The sequence below is a fragment of the Parasulfitobacter algicola genome (assembly GCF_013315265.1).
Taxonomy (GTDB): domain Bacteria; phylum Pseudomonadota; class Alphaproteobacteria; order Rhodobacterales; family Rhodobacteraceae; genus Parasulfitobacter; species Parasulfitobacter algicola.
The window spans coordinates 32,126-55,178 of record NZ_JABUFE010000015.1 but is presented as its reverse complement, the minus strand read 5'-3'; the positions used below and the strand labels follow the sequence as shown (position 1 = coordinate 55,178).

The window sequence follows — 23,053 nt, the reverse complement described above, 5'->3', positions numbered from 1 at the left end:
TGGTATTACCACTGGAATGTTCGCTCGGCACCAGCCCGAGCCAGGCCATCAGCTGGCGGGGATTGTCAAAGCAGGTAGCCAATGCTTGCATCGGGGTCGCCAGTTGCTGCTGGCCTTCGATTAAAATTTCATGCCTCAGGGAGCTTTGCCTGAACTTGATGGGTTCCCGTTCTGATTCAGCAACATCGATGGCGAACCAAGCAAACTCCTCGAATTCGTTTGGGAGACATCCTGTCAAGCAGTCAACGAGTAGCGTGGGAATGCCCAACAACCGCTCCTCCTCTTTGACAATGTATGCTTTGTTTGCGGCGAAAGCGTAGCCGGTGAGTGTAATCGATGTTCGAACCCCATCGACGCGCATGAGTATAATTTCGAGTCTCCGGATCTGTGTAGTTATTGTGCCCATATGGCCGAGAAGGTGATGCGGGAGTAGCAAAATGCTGGGGCTACTTGCCGTTATCTAAGCTTACTTTTTCTGCACCGCTACTTGCCAGAAGCTGACATTAAGGCGTCCTGCGCCGCATACGCCGGCGCAGCGCCAGGTTTCCACCGGCTTCTGGTTCGTCGCTACGCTGCTCAGCCAGCGTAACGGGCGCCGCTCAAGCTCAACAGGGCGGGTTCAACAGATGGGCAAACTCAATAAAAAAGGCTCGATAAGCTTACTAGGCAATATCATGGTTTGTTATTGGATTGAGCAGCATGTCTTTCCAAGTCAGCTCGGTTTGGGTTTTTGATTTCAGTTAAAATAGCTTTTTCAACGCGTTCCCAACTTCTTGAAAATTTATACTGTTTTGAATAGTTTTCATGAGTTGATAGATATTTGTGCCATTCTGATAGCGAAAATCCAAAATCATTATCAACAAGACCGGCCACTAGCTCATGACCTTTTTTGATATTAGTTATTAATTCCTCTTCAACTGCAGGTCTGTACAAATCACGTGTGCCAGCTTCCTGTGAATTACCGTACCCTGCAAGCATCAGCATAAAGCCTTGCAAGGGAACAATTTGTCCAAAACTTTTCATAGTCATGCATTCATCCTCTGAATACGCTTTTCCATCCATCAATATAGTCTTTTGCATCGTCCAAAGCTGCTGTGAAGCGCCTTAAGTTCGCTCCCGAAAGCTTGCCTTCAAAAACAGATCTGATCATCATTTCTGCCGCCCGTTCAACAATCATTTCTTCCCTGGCATAAAGGCGCGTTCCGAAATTACGATGAGCTGCCCAGTATTCTTGATGACCGCTAATTGGCCCCATTCTCTTTATAAACTTATCATATATTCGAGCATGATTGAGCTCATGCGCAGCAGTCTTCAATTGCATGTACTTATTTGACTGCGACATCGTATTTGGAATCTGGATAATTCGGCTTCCACCTTGAACCGAAAAACTGGGATTATCAAAAGGACCATAGCGAACCTCGTCAACATACTTCCAAAGATTTACGCCACAATGCTCTGCGGCCTTTTCCATTAACCGCGTTGCTGTGGATTGATTATTAACGATACCTGGACCTTGTGCCCTTGTAAGTTTTGCAAATCGCGCTTGTCTAACGTCAGCGCTTGTGGGACAGATTTGAGGTTTTCGTAACGGAGGATTTCTGGTTCATCGTAGCCTATATGGAGCGAAGATGAACAAGAAATCCGGAACATCGAAAGACGCTGCTGACAAGTTGTTGAAGAATATTCGCCGCAAAACGCGCCGCCTACATGCAACCGAGGAAAAGATCCGCATCGTTTTGGCGGGCATGCGGGGCGAGGAAAGCATTGCCGCGAGGGGATCAGCGAGAGCCTTTATTACTCTTGGTCGAAGGAGTTTCTGGAAGCATGTAAGCAACGCTTTGTAGGTGATACTGCACGACAGGCGACGAGCCCTGAAGTTAAGGAACTGCGCTCTGAATCGGCTGCTTTGAAAGAAGTGGTTGCCGATCTGACCCTAGAGAACCGTTTGCTCAAAAAAAGCATGCTCGGGGGTCGCCTATGGTTGCGCCACTGGTCCAAGCGACCATTGGCGACGAGTACGAGGGATGAGATACCCCGGTTCAGAGAAACTTGAGATCATCCGCACGGTGGAAGCCTCGCATCTGCCGACACGCCGGACACTGGAGGCAATCGGCATTCCCAGAACGACCTATTACCGTTGGTATGATCTGTGGTCGGCAGGTGGCGTCGATGCGCTGGAAGATACGGCACCGTGCCCACGGTCCGTGTGGAACCGCATTCCGGATGAGACGCGAGAGGCCTTCATCGATTTTGCCCTAGAGAACCAGGAACTGATGCCCCGTGAACTGGCAGTGAAGTACACTAACGAGAAGCAGTATTTTATCTCGGAATCATCGGCTTACCGAATCTTGAAAGCTGAAGACCTGATCACAGCACCAAGGCATATCGTGATCAAGGCGGGCAACGAGTTCAAGGATAAGACCGCGCGAACAAACGAGCTTTGGCAGACTGACTTCACGTATCTCAAGGTCATCGGATGGGGTTGGTTTTATCTCAGCACGATCCTGGATGACGACAGCCGCGTCCGGCATCGGCCTCGGACCGATAGCGGCCAGATGCTGAACCATCGCATGGAAGCTGTGCACCACGATGAAAGCTCAGGATGTGACTGACACGCTTGATCTGGCATTGGCGGCATCGGGGTGTGAAAGCGTCACTGTGGCAACCAAACCCAGGCTGCTGAGTGACAACGGGTCGTCATACATCGCGGGGGATCTGGCCGATTATCTTGAAGACAAGGGTATGGATCACGTTCGTGGGGTGCCGTTCCATCCTCAACCCAGGGCAAGATTGAACGCTGGCATCAAACGATGAAGAACCGCGTCTTACTGAAACATTACTTCCTGCCCGGCGACCTAGAAGCTCAGATCAAAGCCTTCGTCGAATACAACAAGAACCAAAGGTACCATGAGAGCCTGGGCAACCTGACACCCGCCGATGTCTACTTCGGACGGGCAGAACAAATCCTGAAACAGCGAGAGGAGATCAAACGAAAAACCATGAATAAACGGCGCTTGCGCCACAAAACTGAAAACGCATAAAATCAATCAAGGATGAGCCAGAGCCTCCAATCAAAAACCGCTCAGATGTCCCAAATTATCTGACGACGGACAGACACATAGAAGTCTATCATTCTCTTTGGCGAGGTCCAAATCCTCTTTTGACACCACATCAGTGCCTCGGTGTGCCGTGATCCACTTGTTCAGTGTCGACATGCCAACACCCAGATCGTCAGCGACCTGCTTACGCGTTAGCCCACTGGTTAGAGCGATACGCACCGCATCCTAGCGGAATGCGTCCGTCCGTTTCAGTCCCATAGTCAGTCTCCTTTGTTGCAGTAAATGCTATCAAAGGAGCCGCATCAAACCGCGACACGTCCACTTTGGGGCTCTCAGCCGCCATTAGATCGATTGCAGCATGTTCCACAGACAGGCCATCCATTCACAATATGCCCTTGTGAGACAGGTAGGAAAGCTACGAAATTTGAGGCTTACTTAGAGTACACTGCTGTTGGGTCTGATCCATAAGCTATATTGGTGTTACGACAGAAACCTTCTGTTCTTTTTTGAAATTCAACAATTTCTAATCGTTGAATGCGGTCTTTCTGCAAGAATACCGTTCTGGTTCACTTGCGAAAAATAAATACTACGCAAGCAGACTAGATCACGTTTAATTATATGAATAACAAAGTTTTTTGGTAGCGGAGGAGGGACTTGAACCCCCGACACGCGGATTATGATTCCGCTGCTCTAACCACCTGAGCTACTCCGCCAAAAGCGAAGCATGCTCTATAAGGGGGGGCGCGGTCCGTCAAGCGTAAATCTGGTTTAAGTGCACCAGTCAAAGAAATCAGGGGCGGCTTGCGACAGTAAATCATGTGCCAGCGCTTTTCCCATTTCAGCGGCGTCCTCGATCGGGGCGGTGCTTTGATCATAAATCCGCTCTGATCCATCGGTTCGCAGAATTTCGCCCTGTAAATGCAGTGTTTTGCCATTAAGCACGGCCAGCCCTGCAATGGGTGTTTCGCACGATCCATCCAACGCGGCCAGAAAAGCACGTTCAGCGGCAAGTCGCTGACCTGTTGGAGTGTCATGTATCGTCTCAAGCATCGCGGCAGTCTGGTTGTCATCGGCGCGTCGTTCGATGCCAATGGCCCCTTGTGCCACGGCCGGCAGCATCACATCGGACGGGATCGCCGCATGCGGCACATCGTTCTGCACATGCAGACGCTTCAGACCAGCCATTGCAAGGAACGTCGCTTGGGCAACGCCGTCCTGCAATTTTTTCAATCGTGTTTGTACATTGCCTCGAAATTCTACAATTTGTAGATCGGGGCGACGGTTCAGCAACTGCGCTTTGCGCCGCAGACTAGACGTTCCGACCACTGCGCCTTGTGGCAAATCCGATACCGACTGCATCTGCAAAGACACAAAAGCGTCGTTGACATCTTCGCGCGGCAAATATGTATCTAGTAATAAGCCACCAGGCTGGTCGACGGGCATATCTTTCATCGAATGTACGGCAATATCAATTTTACCTGACAGAAGATCTTCTTCGATCTCGCGGGTGAACAGGCCCTTGCCGCCGATTTCTTTTAGCGGGCGATCCAGAATACGGTCGCCAGTGGTTTTGATCACACAAATCTTGAACGCGTCTTGTGGCAAATCAAAAGCGATCATCAGCCGACGGCGCGTTTCATGCGCTTGCGCCAATGCCAAAGGCGAACCGCGTGTACCGATTTTTAGGGGCGTCGTCGGGGTGGGAAGAACAATAGTCATTTGTTTTCTTTAGACATGTCAGGCACGCCTGACAACTGGCTGTCTTGACATCTTGTGTCAGACAACCGACCAACAGGGTCGACTGAGGGAGATTGGCATGGCTGAACAAAAGAAACTCTTGCGGGCATTGGCCGGTGAAACACAGGCCATACCGCCGATTTGGATGATGCGCCAAGCCGGGCGATACCTGCCGGAATATCGCGCCACACGGGCGCAGGCCGGGGATTTTTTGTCTTTATGCTATAACTCTGAATTGGCAGCCGAAGTCACATTGCAGCCGATCCGAAGATATGGATTCGATGCAGCCATTATGTTTGCAGACATTTTGTTAATTCCAGACGCGCTTGGGGCTGACTTGTGGTTTGTCACGGGCGAAGGTCCGCGATTATCCACTGTCACGTCACAAGCTGATTTAGATAAACTGAAAGGTGCCGATGATATTCACGACCATCTTGCGCCTATCTATGAAACCTTGCGTATTTTGACGCGGGAATTGCCGCAGGAGACGGCTTTGATCGGATTTGCAGGCGCCCCATGGACAGTCGCCACCTATATGATCGCGGGTCGAGGTACGCCTGATCAAGGTCCAGCACATGCGTTAAAGCAGGAAAACCAACCCGTTTTTGATGCGCTAATGGATCTTTTGACCGAGTCTACAATTGCCTATCTATCAATGCAAATTGAGGCAGGCGCGGAAACTGTGAAGTTGTTTGACAGTTGGGCAGGGTCATTGAAAGGCGATGATTTCGACAAATATGCGCTGGCCCCTGCAAAGCGAATTATAAGTGCGCTGAAGGCAAAACACCCTGATGTGCCGATTATCGCATTCCCGCGTGAAGCTGGTGACAAATATATCGGATTTGCAAAGGCAACTGGTGCGGATTGCGTGGCGCTTGATAATTCTGTTTCGGCCACATGGTCGGCAACGCATGTTCAATCTGATGGCTGCGTGCAAGGTAATCTGGCATCATCACACATGGTGACTGGCGGTCAGGCGCTGGTTGACGAAACCCGTGAAATTGTGAAAGCGTTTTCTGGCGGACCGCATATTTTTAATCTTGGACATGGGATTACGCCCGATGCGGATCCTGAAAACGTACAGCTGATGGTTGACACAGTTCGATCATAATGCCTGAACTCTATCGCACTGCTTGCATATTTTCGCCTTAAAACATGTTACACACATATCTTAGTCACTGACTGTAAAAGGACTGTTGTCGTGGGAAAACTGGCTGCTATTTTTGTCGTTCTTGTTGGTGTTTATGTGGTGTTTCACTACGACTTACTGAACACTGGCCCTGCCAACAGTGATATGCCACCTGAATTTTCTGGAATGGAAACTGCAGCGGAGGCGATAATCTCTGACACAGCAGGTTTGCAGGCGCCACCCTTTGTCGTCATGGCGCTAAATAAAAAGTCATATTTTGCCAATGAGATTTTCAGTAATTTTGAACTGCCTGGCACGGAGAACAATCTGGCTGGATTTGACGTTGTTGATCAAGTTGAAAACTGCCAGTTTGCACCTGTGAGTGGCGGAATGACACTGGCCAATGTGCACATCGGAACAGGTCAGACCGCAACTAATTTTCATGCTGCAACAGAACACGATATGATCAGTTCTTTGATCAGTTGGATCAGTTTTAACAATGCGAAACCATTTGAAGCAAAACCACTGGACGCAGCAATTGACCCCGATGCGTTGACTGTTGTCGATGTTGCGATAACAGATGAAACCAACATTATTTATCTTGTTCTGCAAAGCTATCAGTCTGGTGTAGTATGGAACATTCATACTGCCCCTAAAACCAGAATTGCGAATGTTGCTGTCTTGTCTTACGGTCCAGCAGGTGTTGTCGGACTAGATGAAAATGTTCAGCTTCAGATGATGGACGCAAGACAAAATCCTGACTGCCTTGCCCCCACCCGAAATCCTCGTAATGTGCCAGATACGCTTGATCTGACGACATTAACGCCAGAACTGCGCGTGTCCGCTGAAAAAAGTGCACAGGACAGATTTAATGTAAGGCAATTGGCATATTTTTCTTATGAGGCGTGGTTCCAGAATACATTTGGCATTAGCAGCGAAGCCGAGTTAATTGGTCTGGACAATACGAGCCACGTTCTGGTTGGCTCAGTGCCAGAAACAGATGAACAACGGATTAGCTATACGCCTCTGACTGGTCAAACTGTGCGTGTGACATCTGGTGATATGTCTTACATCAGCACAAGCCCTGAAGAAGCAACACAGCTTGGCCTTGAAGCTTATGCCGATTTATTAGGTAGGGCTACCGGTAGTAATACAGCACCCGATATATTATCTGGAATGATACAAGGTACGCAAAATCGTGTTGCTGAAAACCAGCCGGATGCGGTTTTCGATGTTGATATCCTAACAACAGCCAGAATGATTAAGTACGAACGTACTCTTAAATTATCGGATATTCTATCTTTGGACGAAGCATTACCCCCAGAACAACTGCAACTTCTTTATGTGAATGCGCGTGCACGGCAATTGGCGATGAAAGAATGCGAGCTGATCTTGCGAGTTTTAGCGAAAGATTGCGCCGTTCATACTGTTCAGGCTGTCAAGGGCGATCAGGGAACATATCAGCTAAGCGCAACTCTTGCCTTTAATCCCACAGACCCGGCAGGCCAGTCGTCACAAGCAGATTATCTGAACCCAACTGTTTTGCTTAGCCTGAACAACGAAGGTATTGAGGTGCCGGTAGATGCGCAACAAAAGGGGCGTGTTGCGTATTATGAACGGGCACATAAAGCCTGTGCAGCGGTGCGCAAAGTGCTTGGAAGTTGCGTTGTTGAAACAATTCAATTCGAAACCACACGCGTATGGAATGATGACAGCAAACTGCGCATGACAGCCTTAGCTAAATTGGCATCACGTGGTTCGGAAAGTGACGGTAACGACACAATCACAAGCGCCGTAAATGCAATGCTGGCAGCAGATATTTAAGCGCCCCAAAGGGCCCAGTGGATAGCGTCCAAACCATCTGTCAGCGCTGCAGGTCCGGGTTGTAAGATCAGTGGTGATTTAATTTCTGTGATCCGGCCTGTCTGAACGGCGGTAATATCAGCCCAACCGTCGCGCGCTGCGATCTTTTCAGGGCGCACTTTTTTACCGCACCAAGACGCGAGTATCACATCAGGACAAGCTGCAATCACTTGATCTGGCGAAATAATGCGGTTTTTGGCGCCCTGTTCGATGCGCAGATGGGCAAAACAATCCACGCCACCAGCGATTTCAATCAGCTCTGATACCCAGCCAATTCCGGTGATCAGTGGGTCGTCCCACTCCTCAAAATAAACCTTTGGCTGATTAAGGCGTTCGATTGCTTTCAGGTCGTTGATCCGACGTTCATAGCTTACCACAAGATCATGCGCTCGTTCCGCTTGCCCGACCAGCGCACCCACCGTATGAATCATGCTAAAAATGCCTGAAATGCTGCGCTGATTAAAGGCATGGATCGCGACGCCCTGGCGGATCAGATCGGCCACGATATCGGCTTGAAGGTCGGAAAATGACAGCACAAGATCCGGCTGCAATGCCATAATCTTGGCGATATCTGCAGATGTAAACGCCGATATGCGTGGTTTTTCACGCCGTACATATGCCGGGCGCACCGCATAACCAGTTACCCCGACTATGCGATCTTCTTCACCCAGCAAGTAAAGCGTTTCGACCGTTTCTTCGGTTAGACAAACAATGCGTTTTGGCCAAGGGTCAGTCACGTGACTTTATCCAATCTTGCGCACCTTCGGCCACAGCATCATAGACCGCACGTCCAATCGCCTCGCCAATCTCTGTATGCAGGCCAGCATAGCGTTGCTCACCCTTCGGCGCAGCCATTGCGATGCAATCAGTGCCTGTACCTGTCGCGCGTCCTGTTGGCAGCTTAACGCCTGCATTCATAACAGCCGCAGTGCGGGCTTGGGCGGCAATAGTCAAAGCTTCGATTTGTGCGGCTTTGGTTAAGCCAATATCCACGGATACCGCAACGTTGATCGTGCCCCAATCCTGACTGTTGCGCGGCACGCGGTAGCCTATGCGCTCTGCGTTGGACAGGCCAACGGTCGCCAGGCAAACCGCCATTATATCTGCGCATGTTGCTTGTTTCAAAACATATGCGGTAACCTCGCGCGAGGTTAAAAGAACAACCGCGTCCGCTTGGTCAGTTCTGCGCAATTCATCATCAAGCCACTGATCCACATCAAGATCAGCCGGCAGATCAGCATTACGAACTTCACGCCAAAGAATGCGCGATGCCTTTGTAAATCCGGGCTTGTTGATTGACCAGCTTAAGACACGCAATGGCGTATCAAACCGGGCTTCAAGCCAAGGGCGATTTAACGTCACCTGCATCAACGAACAATTCCAACAGGTTGAAAGATCGGCCCATGATCTGTTTGCACGAAATAGCTTTCAACTCCAAAAACCTGTTTCACATTTTCAGGTGTTAAAACGTCCGTCGGCGCACCGTCAGCCACCAATTTGCCCTGATGCATCAGAACCAGCCTTGTACAGTGTCGCGCCGCTAGCCCCAGATCATGAATTGAGGCAACAATGCCTTTGCCTTCAGCCGCTAAATTCTGAAAAATCTGCATCACACTGATCTGATGGGCTGGGTCAAGGCCCGCCGTTACCTCGTCTGCCAAAATAAGCGGTGTGTCCTGCGCCAACGCGCGCGCGATCAAAACCCGCGCTTGTTCACCGCCTGACAACCTGGTTGCGATCCGATGTTCAAAACCCGTCAGATCCAAGCGTTTGATCGCACGATCCACAACCGCCCGATCTGTATTTGTGATTAGTTTCTGAGACCCATGCGGAATACGGCCCAGGCTGACAATCGTTTCAACATCGATCGGCCAAGCAATCTCGCGCGATTGCGGCAACCAAGCGACATGATGGGCGCGAGCGGCAGGTTTTATATCTAGTATTGAGCTGGCTCCGGTAGTCTTAACCAGCCCTAATGCCCCACGCATAAGCGTGGTTTTACCTGCGCCATTAGGACCCAAAAGCCCAATAAAATCACCTTTTTCAACTGTCAAATTAACATCATCAACAACAGGACATTCGCCACGTAGGACAGTCAAGCGATCCAAGGACATCAGTGTCATACGACATCCCGCCGGTTTTGATAGATCAGATGCAAGAACAAAGGCGCGCCGATAATTGCCATAACAACACCCAGCTTCAAATCGCGGTCAGGCAGGATCAAACGGACGGCAATGTCAGCTGCCAGCACCGTGGCAGCCCCGCCAATTGCAGATGCCCACAGCAGGTGTGATGGGCGCGACCCTACAAAACGGCGCAGAATATGTGGCACGACCAGGCCGACAAAACCGATGGCCCCTGCCACTGCTGTCATCGCACCAACTGACGCTGCCACGCCGATTATCAACTGCCAGCGCACGCGTGTTAAGTGTATGCCCATGGACTCGGCGGCATCCTCACCTAATGTCAGGGCATCCATGCTGCGCCCCAGACCCGCCAACATAACCCAGCCCAGGATCATAAAGGGCAGGGCCAGCGTCACGTGGATCATGGACCGGTCAGTCAGCGATCCCATCATCCAAAAGACGATCTCGCTGACGGCAAAGGGATTTGGCGATAGGTTTAACACCAAGGACGTCAAAGCCCCTGCCAGTGCACTGATGGCGATGCCTGCCAGGATCAGCGTCAATGACCCGCCACGTGGCCCGGCCAAAAATAAAATAAGCACCACTGCAACAACCGCACCTGATAATGCAGCCAATGGCAGACCAAGCGCGAACTGCGCGGCTATGCCGGTTTGTAGGGCGATGACAGCTCCCAATGCTGCAGAAGACGATACCCCGATTAAACCCGGTTCTGCTAAGGGGTTTCGCAAATACCCCTGCAAAGCGGCCCCTGACAGGCCAAGCGATACCCCTGCCATCACAGCTAAAATCGCCCGTGGCAGACGAATTTCATACATGACCAATTGCAAAGGATTGGTATCGTCGGACCAAAGCGCCGCTAAGCTGTCAAATACGCCAACATTGGCAGGTCCGACCAGCAAAGACGCGATAAACAGCACAGATGTTAGCGTACATAATATGATGAACAGGCGCAGATACCTCATTTGCTTGGTCCAAATTCTTGGTGTGCGTCCCTCATGTCCTGAATGGCATTCAGCACAAAGGGTGTGCCGCAAATCCAGTCGCGATCAGTCAGATTTTTGCGGTTGGCCCTGCGGATCGCGTCCAGCGCGGGATGATCTAAGATCTCTTCGCTGCGGGATGTGGCGGGATACCGGGTGCCAGTTACGACCAGATCAGGTTGCAGCATAATCAGCTGTTCAAGGGGCAGAGTACCGCCCGATGTCAAACCTGCCTCTTTCGCAACATTTTGAAAGCCTGCATGGGCCAGAATTTCGCCTGCCAACGTCTTTTCGCCCAAAGTGTACCCATTGGCATAATAAAGCGCGGCCCGGGGATTAATCTGCATCTGCGATCTAAGGCTTTCAAGCTGCGTTTCGAAGGCGTCAATCTGATCCTGAGTTTCAACTTGTCGCCCTAATGCGATGCCCATCTGATCCATCCGCGCAGCAATGTCTGCAACTGAATAAGCTGGGGCGAACTGTTCAACCGGAACACCCAGTCTGTCCAGCATTGACAGGGTCGCAGGTGAACTGAACGTACCAGCTAAGACCAGATCAGGTTTAAGAAGATAAATATCTTCAGCGGTCCCACGATTGGACGGAATAGCAATCGCCTGATCCACCATCGCGGAACTGATAGGATCGTGCGACAAGCGTGAGACAGATATCAATTGCCTTGGCTCTGCTAGCAAAAGCGCTAGCTGATCGGTGCATAAATTAATCGAAACAACGCGCTTTGGCGCATCGGCGAAAGCGGCACCGGATACCAGTGCCGCCACCATAAGTATCTTAGAAAGAAGTCCGTAAACCGACATAAAATGCCCGATCCGATTGTCCATATCCGCGGATGGTCTGATATTCTTCATCAAACATATTTTCGACCCGCAAATAGGCTTGTGTTGCATCCGTCAAATCATAGGATAGCGTTGAATTGACCACTGTGTAACTTGGCATGTCGATTGTATCGGGAAAATCGCTGTCCACCACGCCATCGATATATTGCGCACTTATAATACCTGACAAACGGTCAGTGATCGCTCCCGATAGACCCAATATCAGATCATGTTCAGGCACACGGATCACGCGATCATCATCGCTGTCTTGAATATCAACATAGGTATATGCCCCGAACAGGCTGACACGATCTGACACTGGAATATTTGTCGACAATTCAAATCCTTGCGATGTTGTTGTGCCAGGTACCTGTTTATATCCATTATCAAACTGAATCAGATCTTCAATTTCCATATAAAACAGCGTGGCTTTTACAAACCCGGTTTCTGAAAATTGTCTTTCAGCGCCAAGTTCAAATGTCATGCTTTCTTCGGGATCAAGATCTTTGTTACCATATAAATTGCTGTTCAGTTCATACAAAGATGGCGCACGAAACCCATTACCGATGGACGTGCGGATGATCCAATCGTTGGAAGGGCGATAGGCAAGCGCTGCACGGGCAGACGCGAAAGTGCCAAATTCCGAATGATCATCAACCCTAAGGGATAGCGCTAGGTCAATCTGATCGTTGGGTGAATAAAGCGTTTCGCCGAAAAGCCCGAAAACCTCTGTTTCACCAGATGCTTTCAATGTCGTGACAACAGGAAAGGCCGAAAAATCATCCTCAGTCGATCTGAATTCTTCCTTTGTATAATCGGCACCGAAACTGTACCGCATTCTGTCACTCGCAATATAATCACCCTGATAGGTAATTTCGCTGCGGTTGCCTTTGAACGGATCAGCATCCCCATTCGATATGCTTTCGCGGTCGTTTTCAAAGATCGATGCTGAAACTGTGTGATCAACATCGGCACCTGCTATTTCGGCAAACGCCCGCAGGCCAAATGTGGTTGCCAGCGTTTCTTCATCGGGTGTGCCGTCGCGGATGAATTCGTCGAAATCACTTTCGCTGTCTTGATAAAATGCCGAAAACCCAAGGCGCACCGTTTCAGATGTATCGAAGGCTGCTGAAATGGATAGACGTGTCGATGTATGTCCGTCTGCTTCGTCATTACCATCGTTTTCATCAGCAGACGAAAAGCCGTCTGTTTGAATATGCGAGATTGAAAAAGACAATTCGCTTGTTTCTGTTCGATTGGAAAAATTGGCACTGGTCCGCAAAGTATCATGGCTGCCAACTTCAGCGGCAAAACTGCCAACAGATCCGATTTCAGTGGCCCGGTTGGTCGTGATATTGATGACGCCGCCGATTGCTTCGGATCCATAAAGCGCCGACTGTGATCCTTTCAAAACTTCAATCCGGGCGATGTCATCTGTGGTCAACGATCCAAAATTGAAACTGGTTTGCGGCGATGCCGGGTCGGTCACATCAATCCCGTCAATGCGCACGGCGACATATTTGCCATCAAGCCCCCTGACCCGAAGTTGTGTCGAATTGCCAATGCTGCCATTTGTTGTAACTGAAATGCCCGGCAGCCGTGTCAGATAATCAGCCACGCGTGTTGTCTGTGTTTCGGCCAAATCTTCGCTTGTCACAACTTCCACAGTGGCACCGGTGCGGTTTGCCTCTGTTTCAGTTTGGTTTGCAGAAAAGACAATTTCGTCCAGTTAAATAATATCCTGTGCCATTGCAGGCGTTATGGTGAAAAGCGCCGCTGTTGCGGCAATAAACGGGTTCTTCATGTCCCATGCTCCGATTGCGCCTTTATGGCGCAGTAGTGATTGGTCATTGGAAAGGACAAACCTTCCGCAAACGGTGAAATGCCACCACACGGAAGAACCGTTGTTCCAAGCGCCCCTAGCACCTGAACAGGGTGATCACTTCGGCAGGTCTCCTGACTCGTGGGTCAATGCTTGGCTGTACCTTCCCGGATCATGTGATCCAGTGGCTTATGTCAGCCTTACTCTCCACTTACAGTTGCGGGGGCAGTCATGGAATTGCAGCAAGCTGCGCACCACGTTCCCTTTTCAGCAAACAGCGAACTGTTCAGACCGAAGCAGAAACTGAATTGCAAATTTGATCGCTTATGGCAAGACAAGTCATGCGTTAAGTTCGATAAAACATCATTTACTGCCAGATACTATTTGGCATGGTTTGCATCAATCTTGACCAACGCATCAATCTCGGCGCGGTCTGGCATTGCTGGTGCAGTTCCAGGACGGGTGACCGATATCGCGGCCGCCGCATTTGCAAACTTGACCGCGCTTAAGGCAGGCATGCCTTGGGATAATGCCGTTGCAAATCCGCCATTGAACGCATCGCCGGCGCCTGTTGTTTCTATAACAGGGCCTGCAGTGATTGCCGGAACATGCAGTGTATCAATTCCATCGTGATACAAAGCGCCATTTTCACCCAAAGTAATAATAGCAGCACCTGCCCCACGCGATAAAATCGCTTTTGCGGCACGTTCAGCATCTTGTGGCGTGCTTACAGTGATGCCCGTCAGACCTTCGGCTTCGGTTTCATTCGGGGTCACGTAATCGCAAAGTGACAGCATCTTATCCGAGATTTCAGCAACCGGGGCAGGGTTCAGGATTGTCTTGACCCCTGCGGCGCGTGCCAATTGTAAACCAGTCATAGCGGCGTCAATCGGCTGTTCTAACTGCGTTACAAAAACCTTGGCTGTGGCGATATCAGCGGTATGCTTTTGAACGTCATCTGATGATATGGTTGCAGCAATGCCCGGTGCCACGATAATCGCATTATTTCCGGTGCTTTCTTCAACGAATATATAAGCGGCGCCAGTGTAACTTTCGTCGTGTTGCGTGGCCAACGATGTCACACCTGCGTCAGACCAGATGCCGAGTGCCATATCCGCAAATGCATCTTTTCCAAGCTTAGTGATAATGCCCACATTGCCGCCAGATTTCGCAGCCGCCACAGCTTGATTCGAGCCTTTGCCGCCAGGCCCCAAAGTAAATTTGTTACCAAGAATCGTTTCCCCCATCCGCGGTTGGCGATCAGCCCGATAGGAGGTATCAGCGACGAATATTCCCAAAATAATGATGTCATTCGGCATCTACTATTCCTCAGGTCCGATAACGCCTTTGCGGATGATGAAGCAGCCATAAAAGCGCCGCTCGCCCGTTTGGATAACAGCATAGGCATCGCGGGCGCGATCGTAAAAATCGAACCGCTCGATACCAATCATAGGACGCGATTTGCCTTCGGCTTTGTCGATTTCTGCCTGAACTTCGGCTTGAACTTCTGGAATATCATCGGGCGCATCAACCACCTGCATACGGCCCGCAAAATCATCGACAAACGTATCCAGTGGAAAAACAGATAGAATGGCATTCATGGTCTGGGGCGCTGTCAAATTATCCATGCGCAGCAATTCTCCTGTAATCGTATGGCTGGCAACGCTGTCGGATGGGAAATTCGTATCGGAAATCACCAGCGTATCGCCATGCCCCATTGCGCGTAGACAGTGCAATACGTCTGCATTCAGTCGTGGATCAATATTTTTCAGCATGTCTGCCCCTTAACCTAAACGCTCGCCCGTTGTCGCATCAAAACAGTGCAGGTATTGTGGCGAAAAGCCAAGATTAACCTGATCGCCAGGGGCAAAGGTGTGACGGTCACGAAAAATGACGGTGATATCCTGATCCTGAAAACGCATGACGACATGAGTTTCTGACCCGGTGGGTTCGATTACGCGGATGGTTGCGGTCAGGCCGGTTTGCGTCAAACTCAGGTGTTCCGGGCGGATTCCGATGGTTATCTTTTGATCCACAGACAGATTTTGCAATGCCGGAATGTCGACCTGCGTCTGACCAAGGTCGACAGTGGCTTTCGATGCGTCGCATTTTGTCACCTTTCCATCAATCAGGTTCATTGCAGGTGATCCAATAAAGCTGGCCACAAAGCGGTTTTTAGGATGATCATACAGGTCAAGCGGACTACCGATCTGTTCGACATGACCGCCTTGCAGAACAACAATCTTATCTGCCATCGTCATCGCTTCGATTTGATCGTGGGTGACATAGACGGTGGTCGTGCCAAGCCGTTGATGCAACTCACGGATTTCAGTGCGCATCTGCACGCGTAGCTTAGCATCCAGATTTGACAGCGGTTCATCAAACAGAAAAACCTGCGGGTCCCGCACGATTGCACGTCCCATTGCTACACGTTGGCGTTGACCACCCGATAATGCCCGCGGATAGCGGTCAAGATAGGGCGTTAAACCCAAAATTTCTGCTGCGCGATTGACGCGGGCCTTGATATCAGCTTTGTCCATTTTACGCAGTTTCAGCGAAAACCCCATGTTCGCTTCGACTGTTTTATGCGGGTAAAGCGCATAAGATTGGAAAACCATCGCGATATCGCGTTCCGCAGGGGCCAGATGATTGACCCGCTTATCGCCGATCATGACGTCACCGGATGTAATATCTTCAAGACCCGCAATCATCCGCAATAACGTGGATTTTCCGCATCCAGATGGCCCAACAAGAACCACGAATTCGCCGTCTGCGATATCGATATCTATGCCATGCAGCACCTCAAGCGCCGTATAGGACTTTCGCAAATTGCGTACCGAGACTTCTGCCATGACCCTCCCCGATCTGTGGCGACGTTCCTATTTGCGTAGAACATCGCCTTTGGCTTGTCTACCATCTGATCATACTAACATGTTAGATGCTTGACAGAGTCGCTTTCTGTTGTGACTGTGAAAAGATAAGTGCCGCGTCCGGGGCAATGCGTTTGCAAAGAAACCCAATAACAAGCGATCCGTCAACATGGCGGGGAACGCACAAGCAAACCAAACCGATCAACCGGACAGTTGCCTGATCTATCTGGGAGGAGACGTAAACCATGAGAGTTGATCATTATAAAAGTATCATTCGCGCACAATTAAGCCGCCGCAACATGCTGAAGGGGGCCGCAAGCGTGGGGGCGCTGGCCGCTATGGGAAGCATCGGGCTGGGCACAAAGCCCGTCTTTGCCGCCGCACATTCCGATTTGCGTAAGGAAATTCTGGCCATACCCGGTGTTGGCACCGGCAGCCCGACAGACCGCGACTGGCAAGCCGTGGGTGAATTATGCCTTGGGCCAACCAAGGACCGCTTTGCCGAGGGTGAGTTCGAAGGGGTTGAACTGACCTTTATGGGGCTGAACAACCAAAACCTGCATAACTTTTTGTTCCGCGGGTTTTTGCGCCCTTGGGAAGACTATACAGGTGCCAAAATCAATTGGATCGATCTGGCGCAAGCGGATTATAACGCGCGGCTTCAACAGTCGATTGCCACGGGAACCGTCGATTTTGACATCATCGAGATGGGCGCACCTTTCGAAGGGGATGTGACAGGTCGCGGATTGGCTGATCCGATGCCCGATTGGGTGAAAGAGGTCATCGATATGGATGACTATGTTGGTTATCTGCAAGAACCTGTTGGCACCTGGGATGGCCAAACCTATCGTATCTCTATTGACGGTGATTGCCATAACTTCAACTATCGCAAGGATTATTTCGAAAACGAAGAGTTTGCACAGGCTTGGGCGGACGAAGGCAACGAAGGCCCTTGGGAGGCACCAACAACTTGGCAAAAAGTTCAGGCCGTTTCGAAATTCCTGTCTGGCAAAACCGATCCCTTCACCGGTTTGCCTGCGCATGGTTATCTGGATCCATTGAAAGGTTGGGGCGGCTTTGGGTTCTATTTCCTGGCCAGTCGTGCCACGGCCTATGCCAAACACCCGGACGATCCCGCGTGGCTGTTTGACCCCGAAGATATGAAACCGCGCATCAATAACGAAGCATGGGTACGTGCCATTCAGGATGTGCTGGACATCATGGATACGCAACCGGCCGATCAGATCAACGCTGATCCGGGAACAACGGGTTTTCAGCAGTTTCTGGCAGGTACCGGATCAATGGTCAGCTGGTGGGGTGACATTGGTGCAGGCGCACGTACGTCTGATACATCGGTTGTTGGTGACGTGGCCGGATTTTCGATCCTGCCCGGATCAGATGACGTCTGGAACCATAATGCGGGGCAATGGGAAACACTGACATCGGGGCCGAATTTCGCACCGAATATGGCCTATATCGGGTGGGGCATCTATGTCATGGCGCGTGTTCAGGGTGATGATAAAAAGCGCACAGCGGCTTGGTCGGCGGCGGCCCATCTGGGCGGGCGTGATTTATCGCTGTGGTGTTCGGCCTATCCATCTGGCTTCCAGCCTTATCGCAATTCCCACTTTAACATCGACGAATGGGAAGCGGCCGGATACGACCGTGCCTTTATCGAAGACTTCCTTGGATCGCAGGCCGACAGTTATAACCACCCCAATTCGGCAATTGAACCGCGTATTCCAGGCATCTTCCAATATTATTCCGTTGCTGAGGATGAATTGGCAAAGATCTATGCTGGTGAATATGCCACGGCCCAAGATGGTGCCGATGCCATCGCCGCTGCATGGGAGGCGATCACCGACCAGATCGGTCGTGACAGCCAGGTGGCGTTGTATCGTGCGTCCCTTGGTATGGGTTAATCAGATCACAGGCGGCGGGTCATCCTGCCGCCTGTCCTAATTTAAAGATCCATAGCAGCATGAGCGAAGATCGACTTTTTGTCGTCACGAATGACCAGATCAGCCCGACGCGCGCGCGTTTGGGGCTAGCGATCATATGGGTGTCATTTGCAATGTTATTTGGTGTGGCAGCATGGCAAATCTTTGTGCCTGACGCTGCTGACAGCTGGCGGCCAACGCTGTATGCCTATCTGCTTTGGATTACCTGCCTGTGCATCGCCCAGGTCCTACGTTTCGGAGAACAGGGCAAGCGACGATTGTTTGTGATGCCCGCCACGATTTTTGTCATCTCAATGGTATTTTTCCCGCTGATTTTTGGACTTTCAATCGCGTTTACCGACTGGAATCTATCCGCAATTGACGGACAAAAGTTTAATGGCTTGGATAACATTCGCCAGATGTGGCGCGATCCGTTTTACTGGAACGCACTTACGAATATGGTCTGGTACACGCTGGCGATTCTGGTCGAATATGTCATTGCCTTTGGCTTGGCGCTGATCCTGAACAGCCAGATCCGTGCGCGCAAATTTTTCCGTGTCGCATTCCTGTTGCCGCTGATGCTTAGCCCTGTCGCAGTCAGTTGGATGATCGGAAAATCCATGCTCGAGGCGCGCTTTGGCCCCATCGCCCGCTTTGGTCGCGAAGTGGGCTGGTCCAATCCATCCTTTTTTGGTGATCCCGAAATGGCACGCGCGATGATCATGATCATGGATGCCTGGACGTTTATTCCCTTTATGATGATCATGCTACTGGCTGGGCTTCAGGCCATTCCGAAAGACATTCAAGAGGCCGCCAAGGTCGATGGCGCCACCCCATGGCAAAACTTTCGCGAAGTGATCTTTCCTTTGATGCTGCCCGTTTCAATAACCGCGATCATGATCCGCATTATCTTTAAGCTGAAACTGGCCGATATCATTATCAACGTGACTTCGGGCGGGCCGGGCGGGGCCACGGATTCGGTGACCAGCTTTATTTTTCGTGAATATCGGGACCGATCTAATGTGGGCTACGGCACGATGCTGGCGATGGTCTATCTTGTGATTATCGTGATCGGCTTTACGATTTTCATGAAGCTCGCATCCCGCTGGATGCGGCCGAAGTACTAGGGGATCGATATGGCAGAAACCCAGATATTTCACGACAGCGACACCGATCGCGCGTTCAAGGCCAAATGGTATGCAAAACGTGTGGCCATTTATGGCATTCTGATCCTTTGGACGATCATCTGTCTTTTCCCGATTTACTGGACGATTACCACGTCGTTCAAGCTGGCCCCTGACGTGATGCAGGGTAATATGATCCCGTTTTGGGATTACACACCGCAATGGCGTGGGTGGCGGTCGCTTGGCCTGTCGCCAGACACCATCGGCGAAAGGTCCACTGTCCGGGATGAATTTCTGAAACGATTCTGGAATTCCACCATTGCTGCGGTATGTTCATCGCTTTTGGCCGTTATATTGGGCAGCTTGGCTGCATATGGTTTATCGCGCTTTGAATATCGTTTTGGGTTCATGAAAAACGATGACATCAGCTTTTTCTTCCTCAGCCAGTTGATCCTGCCCCCGGTCGTTCTGGCGCTGCCGTTTTTGGTGCTGTACCGCGAACTGGACCTGCTGGACACGCGCATCGGGTTGATCCTGCTGTATGCGCTGACGGTCATGCCCATTGTGATCTGGATTATGCGGGATCAATTCAGCTCAATCCCGACTGAATTAGAGGAAGCCGCCTTGGTCGATGGACTATCTATTTGGGGTGCTTTCCTGACGATCATTTTACCCATCGCGCTGCCGGGTATGGTCGCGGCCTTTATCCTAAGCCTTGTTCTGACGTGGAATGAATACTTCTTTGCGGCCCTTTTGACCTCAACCGACAGTGTCACACTACCTGTTATGGTCGCCAGCCAAACCGGATCGCAAGGCATCAACTGGTGGTCGATGGCCGCCCTGTCGACTGCCGCAATTCTGCCGTTGGTCGTGATCGGGGTTATCCTGGAACGCTATATCATCAAGGGAATGGCGGCGGGCGCGGTAAAATAACCTGTTATCCCAAATCCCGCGCGATATCTTTGGTTTGTTCATAAAGACGGCGAAACAGTCGGTATCTTGCATCATACGCGTTGTGCTGTGTCGCAATAGTGGTCGATGTGACCGGGTTCCACTGAACGATCTCGGAAACCTGACTGCCCCCGATGCCAATACGAGCCAGCAAGGCATCCCCATAACTAGCACCAACCGTCTTTTCGCAAAGCGTCTGATCAATCCCTGTTATGTCTGATGTCGTCTGCAGCCAAAGCGAATTTTTTGTACCGCCCCCGACCGCGAAAAGTCGGGACGGGGCCGCGTTGATGTCGCGATATGTTTCGACCACATGGTTTGTGCCAAAGGCGATGCCTTCGATCACGGCGCGAAACATGTCGGCGCGTGTGTGGGTCAGGTTCAGACCAAAGAAAGCACCTTTTGCCAGCGGGTCATGGATCGGTGTGCGTTCGCCCGAAAAATAAGGCAGAAACAACAGTCCATTCGCGCCGGGTGGTGTATTCTCAGCCTCGGCCACTAATGTCGGGAAAGCGTCGCTGATGGGCAACTCACGTGCAAACTGATCACGAAACCAATGGGTTAACGTCCCACTGGTCGCCAGACCCGCCATCGCCGCATGTTGGCTTGGAAAAAGCCAGGGCGCGTACCATAGCCTGGGATCCCTGACGCGGGTTTCGGTCAGAAGTATGGTAAAGATGGTCGACCCATACATCATCATCATGTCGCCGGTTTTGCGTACGCCCACGCTCAATGCCTCGGCGGCGGCATCAATCGTACCTGCGATGATCGGCGTTCCTTCGGCTAATCCGGTTTCGGATGCGGCCGCCGGTGTCACATGGCCCGCAATTTCAGATGACCACAACAGACGCGGCAACATATCAGGGCGTGCAATCTGTGGCGCCAGATCAAAACACCAGTCCTGTTTGTCTGCATCATAAAGCGGTGAAAATCCTGCGGCAGTGTGGTGATCAATGACGTATTCGCCTGTCAGTTTGTGAACGATATAGCTGGTCGATGTCAGTATCTTGGCTGTTTGTTCGTAAACCTCAGGGCGTTCCTGTTTCAGCCACAGGATCTTTGGCCCGACTGATTGTGATGTCAGCGCATTTCCACAGCGATCCAGCACCACCTTACCCCCGATCTGGTCTGTCAGTTCTGCGATCTGCGCCATCGCGCGGGTATCGACACCGTAAAGTACACCGTTCATCAAGGGCTGCCCCCCCGCGTTAACGGGCAGCATACACGGGCCAATCGCACTGCACCCAACCGCCACGACATCCTTGAGCGGCACACCGCTGTCAGCCAAAAGCCTCTGCGTAATGGTCTTAAAATCGCCCCACCAGTCCTGATCCGGGCGATGTTCTGCCCAACCAGGTTGTGGCACGATCATCTTATGAGGGCCTGATGCCATAGCTATGATCTGGCCATCCGCATCCACCAGAACGCCTTTGGATTCATACGTGCCGATATCAACGCCGATTGTGTACTGCATGGCTGCCCCCTTTTCATACCTATGCTGTCGTAACAATAGGGTGCAGTCCACAGTATTTTATACTAGCATGTCAGTTTAAGGGGGAACACAATGGCACTAAGCACCAGACACTGGGACCGGCTTGAAAACGGCGGGCTGACCTTTACTGAACTTGGCTTTGGATCTGCGCCTTTTGGCAACTTGTATCGCGCTATAACGGACCAAAACGCGCAAGACATACTGCAAATCGCATGGGATGCCGGGATGCGCTATTTCGACACTGCACCGCTGTATGGTCTGGGTCTGTCTGAAACGCGGTTGAACCCGTTTTTGCGCGACAAACCACGTGATGAATACGTGTTATCCACCAAGGTCGGGCGGCTTTTGCGCGCCACGACACCGGATCAGCGCAGCGGTCAGGGCAAATGGTTTAATGTGCCTTCGCGGGCCGAGGTTTACGATTACACCTATGATGGCGTGATGCGGTCGCTTGAATTTTCATTGGAACGGCTTGGGGTCGACCGTGTGGATATTCTTTATGCCCACGATCTGGATGTGTTTAACCACGGCTCTCAAGACGCGTTGGATGAAAAGCTGACAGAATTTATGGACGGCGGTTACAAGGCACTGGTTGATTTGCGTGACCAAGGCGTCATTCGCGCTTTTGGGGCTGGCGTGAACGAATGGCAACCCTGCGAGTGGATGGCAGAACGCGGCGATTTTGATCTGTTTCTATTGGCCGGTCGCTATACTCTGCTTGAACAAGAGGCACTGAACAGCTTTCTGCTACTTTGCCAGGATCGTGGGATCGGGATAGTCATCGGTGGCCCTTACAATTCAGGAATATTGGCGACAGGCCCGGTAAAAGGCGCAAATTTCAATTATGATCCTGCGCCGCAAGATATTCTGGACCGTGTGGCGCAAATCGAAGCGGTTTGCCGCGATCACAACACCCCCATGGTTCACGCGGCCTATCAGTTTCCGTTGTGTCATCCGGCGGTGGTGTCTGTGATCCCCGGAGGGCAGGGCAGGGCGGAAATGCACAGCAATATTCAGGCCGCTCAGGCGCAAGTTCCTGCAGCTTTATGGCAAGATTTAAAGGCCAAAGGGCTTATGCACCCTGACGCACCAACAGGAGGGTAAAG

The 23,053-nt window shown here is 51.1% G+C and carries 19 protein-coding genes, 1 tRNA gene, 3 pseudogenes and 1 riboswitch; of the genes and pseudogenes, 7 read left to right on the top strand and 16 right to left on the bottom strand.

Going from position 1 to position 23,053, the window contains the following annotated elements; all coding sequences use genetic code 11:
- The 3 genes and pseudogenes from HRQ87_RS17945 to HRQ87_RS17935 all read right to left on the bottom strand — a co-directional run.
- A pseudogene (locus tag HRQ87_RS17945) lies at positions 1 to 70 on the bottom strand (transposase); the annotation flags it as partial.
- A 602-nt stretch (positions 71 to 672) separates the two neighbouring features.
- Positions 673 to 1,029: a hypothetical protein gene (locus HRQ87_RS17940; protein ID WP_174139823.1), complete on the bottom strand. Its 357-nt coding sequence runs from the start codon at positions 1,027 to 1,029 to the stop codon at positions 673 to 675.
- A 4-nt stretch (positions 1,030 to 1,033) separates the two neighbouring features.
- Positions 1,034 to 1,471: a hypothetical protein gene (locus tag HRQ87_RS17935; protein ID WP_174139822.1), complete on the bottom strand. Its 438-nt coding sequence runs from the start codon at positions 1,469 to 1,471 to the stop codon at positions 1,034 to 1,036.
- Between the two features lie 157 nt (positions 1,472 to 1,628).
- Here HRQ87_RS17935 and HRQ87_RS17930 point away from each other — a divergent pair.
- A pseudogene (locus tag HRQ87_RS17930) lies at positions 1,629 to 3,041 on the top strand (IS3 family transposase).
- An 81-nt stretch (positions 3,042 to 3,122) separates the two neighbouring features.
- Here HRQ87_RS17930 and HRQ87_RS17925 read toward each other — a convergent pair.
- The 3 genes and pseudogenes from HRQ87_RS17925 to hemC all read right to left on the bottom strand — a co-directional run.
- Positions 3,123 to 3,278: pseudogene (locus tag HRQ87_RS17925) on the bottom strand (transposase); the annotation flags it as partial.
- A 417-nt stretch (positions 3,279 to 3,695) separates the two neighbouring features.
- Positions 3,696 to 3,772: transfer RNA gene (locus HRQ87_RS17920), tRNA-Met, on the bottom strand.
- 55 nt (positions 3,773 to 3,827) lie between these two features.
- On the bottom strand, positions 3,828 to 4,778 hold the full coding sequence (gene hemC, locus HRQ87_RS17915; RefSeq protein ID WP_174139821.1) for a hydroxymethylbilane synthase: 951 nt from the start codon (positions 4,776 to 4,778) through the stop codon (positions 3,828 to 3,830).
- Positions 4,779 to 4,875: 97 nt separating this feature from the next.
- Between hemC and hemE the strand changes: the two genes are divergently transcribed.
- Positions 4,876 to 5,907, top strand: coding sequence for a uroporphyrinogen decarboxylase (hemE, locus tag HRQ87_RS17910; RefSeq protein ID WP_174139820.1), 1,032 nt, complete (start codon positions 4,876 to 4,878; stop codon positions 5,905 to 5,907).
- 90 nt (positions 5,908 to 5,997) lie between these two features.
- Positions 5,998 to 7,749, top strand: coding sequence for a hypothetical protein (locus HRQ87_RS17905; RefSeq protein WP_174139819.1), 1,752 nt, complete (start codon positions 5,998 to 6,000; stop codon positions 7,747 to 7,749).
- On the opposite strand, the gene HRQ87_RS17900 is transcribed toward HRQ87_RS17905, so the two are convergent.
- From HRQ87_RS17900 to HRQ87_RS17860, 9 genes are all read right to left on the bottom strand, one after another.
- Positions 7,746 to 8,525, bottom strand: coding sequence for an ABC transporter substrate-binding protein (locus HRQ87_RS17900; RefSeq protein WP_174139818.1), 780 nt, complete (start codon positions 8,523 to 8,525; stop codon positions 7,746 to 7,748). The two genes, HRQ87_RS17905 and HRQ87_RS17900, sit on opposite strands and share 4 nt — an antisense overlap.
- Positions 8,518 to 9,156: an adenosylcobinamide amidohydrolase gene (locus tag HRQ87_RS17895; RefSeq protein ID WP_343035390.1), complete on the bottom strand. Its 639-nt coding sequence runs from the start codon at positions 9,154 to 9,156 to the stop codon at positions 8,518 to 8,520. The genes HRQ87_RS17900 and HRQ87_RS17895 overlap by 8 nt, the downstream gene beginning before the upstream one ends.
- The gene (locus tag HRQ87_RS17890) at positions 9,156 to 9,911 is read right to left on the bottom strand and encodes an ABC transporter ATP-binding protein (protein ID WP_174139816.1); all 756 of its coding nucleotides are present in this window, start codon (positions 9,909 to 9,911) and stop codon (positions 9,156 to 9,158) included. The genes HRQ87_RS17895 and HRQ87_RS17890 overlap by 1 nt, the downstream gene beginning before the upstream one ends.
- Entirely contained in the window at positions 9,908 to 10,897 is a 990-nt protein-coding gene (locus HRQ87_RS17885; RefSeq protein WP_174139815.1) for a FecCD family ABC transporter permease, read from the bottom strand. The genes HRQ87_RS17890 and HRQ87_RS17885 overlap by 4 nt, the downstream gene beginning before the upstream one ends.
- On the bottom strand, positions 10,894 to 11,730 hold the full coding sequence (locus HRQ87_RS17880) for an ABC transporter substrate-binding protein (protein WP_174139814.1): 837 nt from the start codon (positions 11,728 to 11,730) through the stop codon (positions 10,894 to 10,896). The genes HRQ87_RS17885 and HRQ87_RS17880 overlap by 4 nt, the downstream gene beginning before the upstream one ends.
- Positions 11,705 to 13,468, bottom strand: a complete 1,764-nt coding sequence (locus HRQ87_RS17875) for a TonB-dependent receptor plug domain-containing protein (protein ID WP_343035391.1) — start codon at positions 13,466 to 13,468, stop codon at positions 11,705 to 11,707. The genes HRQ87_RS17880 and HRQ87_RS17875 overlap by 26 nt, the downstream gene beginning before the upstream one ends.
- A 209-nt stretch (positions 13,469 to 13,677) precedes the next feature.
- A riboswitch (cobalamin riboswitch) is annotated at positions 13,678 to 13,881 on the bottom strand.
- Between the two features lie 69 nt (positions 13,882 to 13,950).
- Positions 13,951 to 14,889 carry a ribokinase gene (locus HRQ87_RS17870; RefSeq protein ID WP_174139812.1) on the bottom strand — a complete coding sequence of 313 codons (939 nt, stop codon included), beginning with the start codon at positions 14,887 to 14,889 and terminating at the stop codon, positions 13,951 to 13,953.
- 3 nt (positions 14,890 to 14,892) lie between these two features.
- Complete coding sequence (locus tag HRQ87_RS17865) at positions 14,893 to 15,345, bottom strand: RbsD/FucU family protein (protein WP_174139811.1); 453 nt, start codon at positions 15,343 to 15,345, stop codon at positions 14,893 to 14,895.
- A 9-nt stretch (positions 15,346 to 15,354) separates the two neighbouring features.
- The gene (locus HRQ87_RS17860; RefSeq protein WP_174139810.1) at positions 15,355 to 16,422 is read right to left on the bottom strand and encodes an ABC transporter ATP-binding protein; all 1,068 of its coding nucleotides are present in this window, start codon (positions 16,420 to 16,422) and stop codon (positions 15,355 to 15,357) included.
- 263 nt (positions 16,423 to 16,685) lie between these two features.
- On the opposite strand from HRQ87_RS17860, the gene HRQ87_RS17855 reads away from it, so the two are divergent.
- Genes HRQ87_RS17855 through HRQ87_RS17845 form a run of 3 tightly spaced genes read left to right on the top strand, consistent with a single transcriptional unit; the run spans position 16,686 to position 20,437 of the window.
- Complete coding sequence (locus tag HRQ87_RS17855; protein WP_174139809.1) at positions 16,686 to 18,362, top strand: substrate-binding domain-containing protein; 1,677 nt, start codon at positions 16,686 to 16,688, stop codon at positions 18,360 to 18,362.
- Positions 18,363 to 18,421: 59 nt separating this feature from the next.
- Positions 18,422 to 19,507, top strand: a complete 1,086-nt coding sequence (locus tag HRQ87_RS17850) for a carbohydrate ABC transporter permease (RefSeq protein ID WP_174139808.1) — start codon at positions 18,422 to 18,424, stop codon at positions 19,505 to 19,507.
- Positions 19,508 to 19,516: 9 nt separating this feature from the next.
- Entirely contained in the window at positions 19,517 to 20,437 is a 921-nt protein-coding gene (locus tag HRQ87_RS17845; protein WP_174139807.1) for a carbohydrate ABC transporter permease, read from the top strand.
- A gap of 4 nt (positions 20,438 to 20,441) precedes the next feature.
- Here HRQ87_RS17845 and HRQ87_RS17840 read toward each other — a convergent pair whose 3' ends face one another.
- Positions 20,442 to 21,929 carry an FGGY-family carbohydrate kinase gene (locus HRQ87_RS17840; protein ID WP_174139806.1) on the bottom strand — a complete coding sequence of 496 codons (1,488 nt, stop codon included), beginning with the start codon at positions 21,927 to 21,929 and terminating at the stop codon, positions 20,442 to 20,444.
- Between the two features lie 90 nt (positions 21,930 to 22,019).
- On the opposite strand from HRQ87_RS17840, the gene HRQ87_RS17835 reads away from it, so the two are divergent.
- On the top strand, positions 22,020 to 23,051 hold the full coding sequence (locus HRQ87_RS17835; protein ID WP_174139805.1) for an aldo/keto reductase: 1,032 nt from the start codon (positions 22,020 to 22,022) through the stop codon (positions 23,049 to 23,051).
- Positions 23,052 to 23,053: the final 2 nt, after the last annotated feature.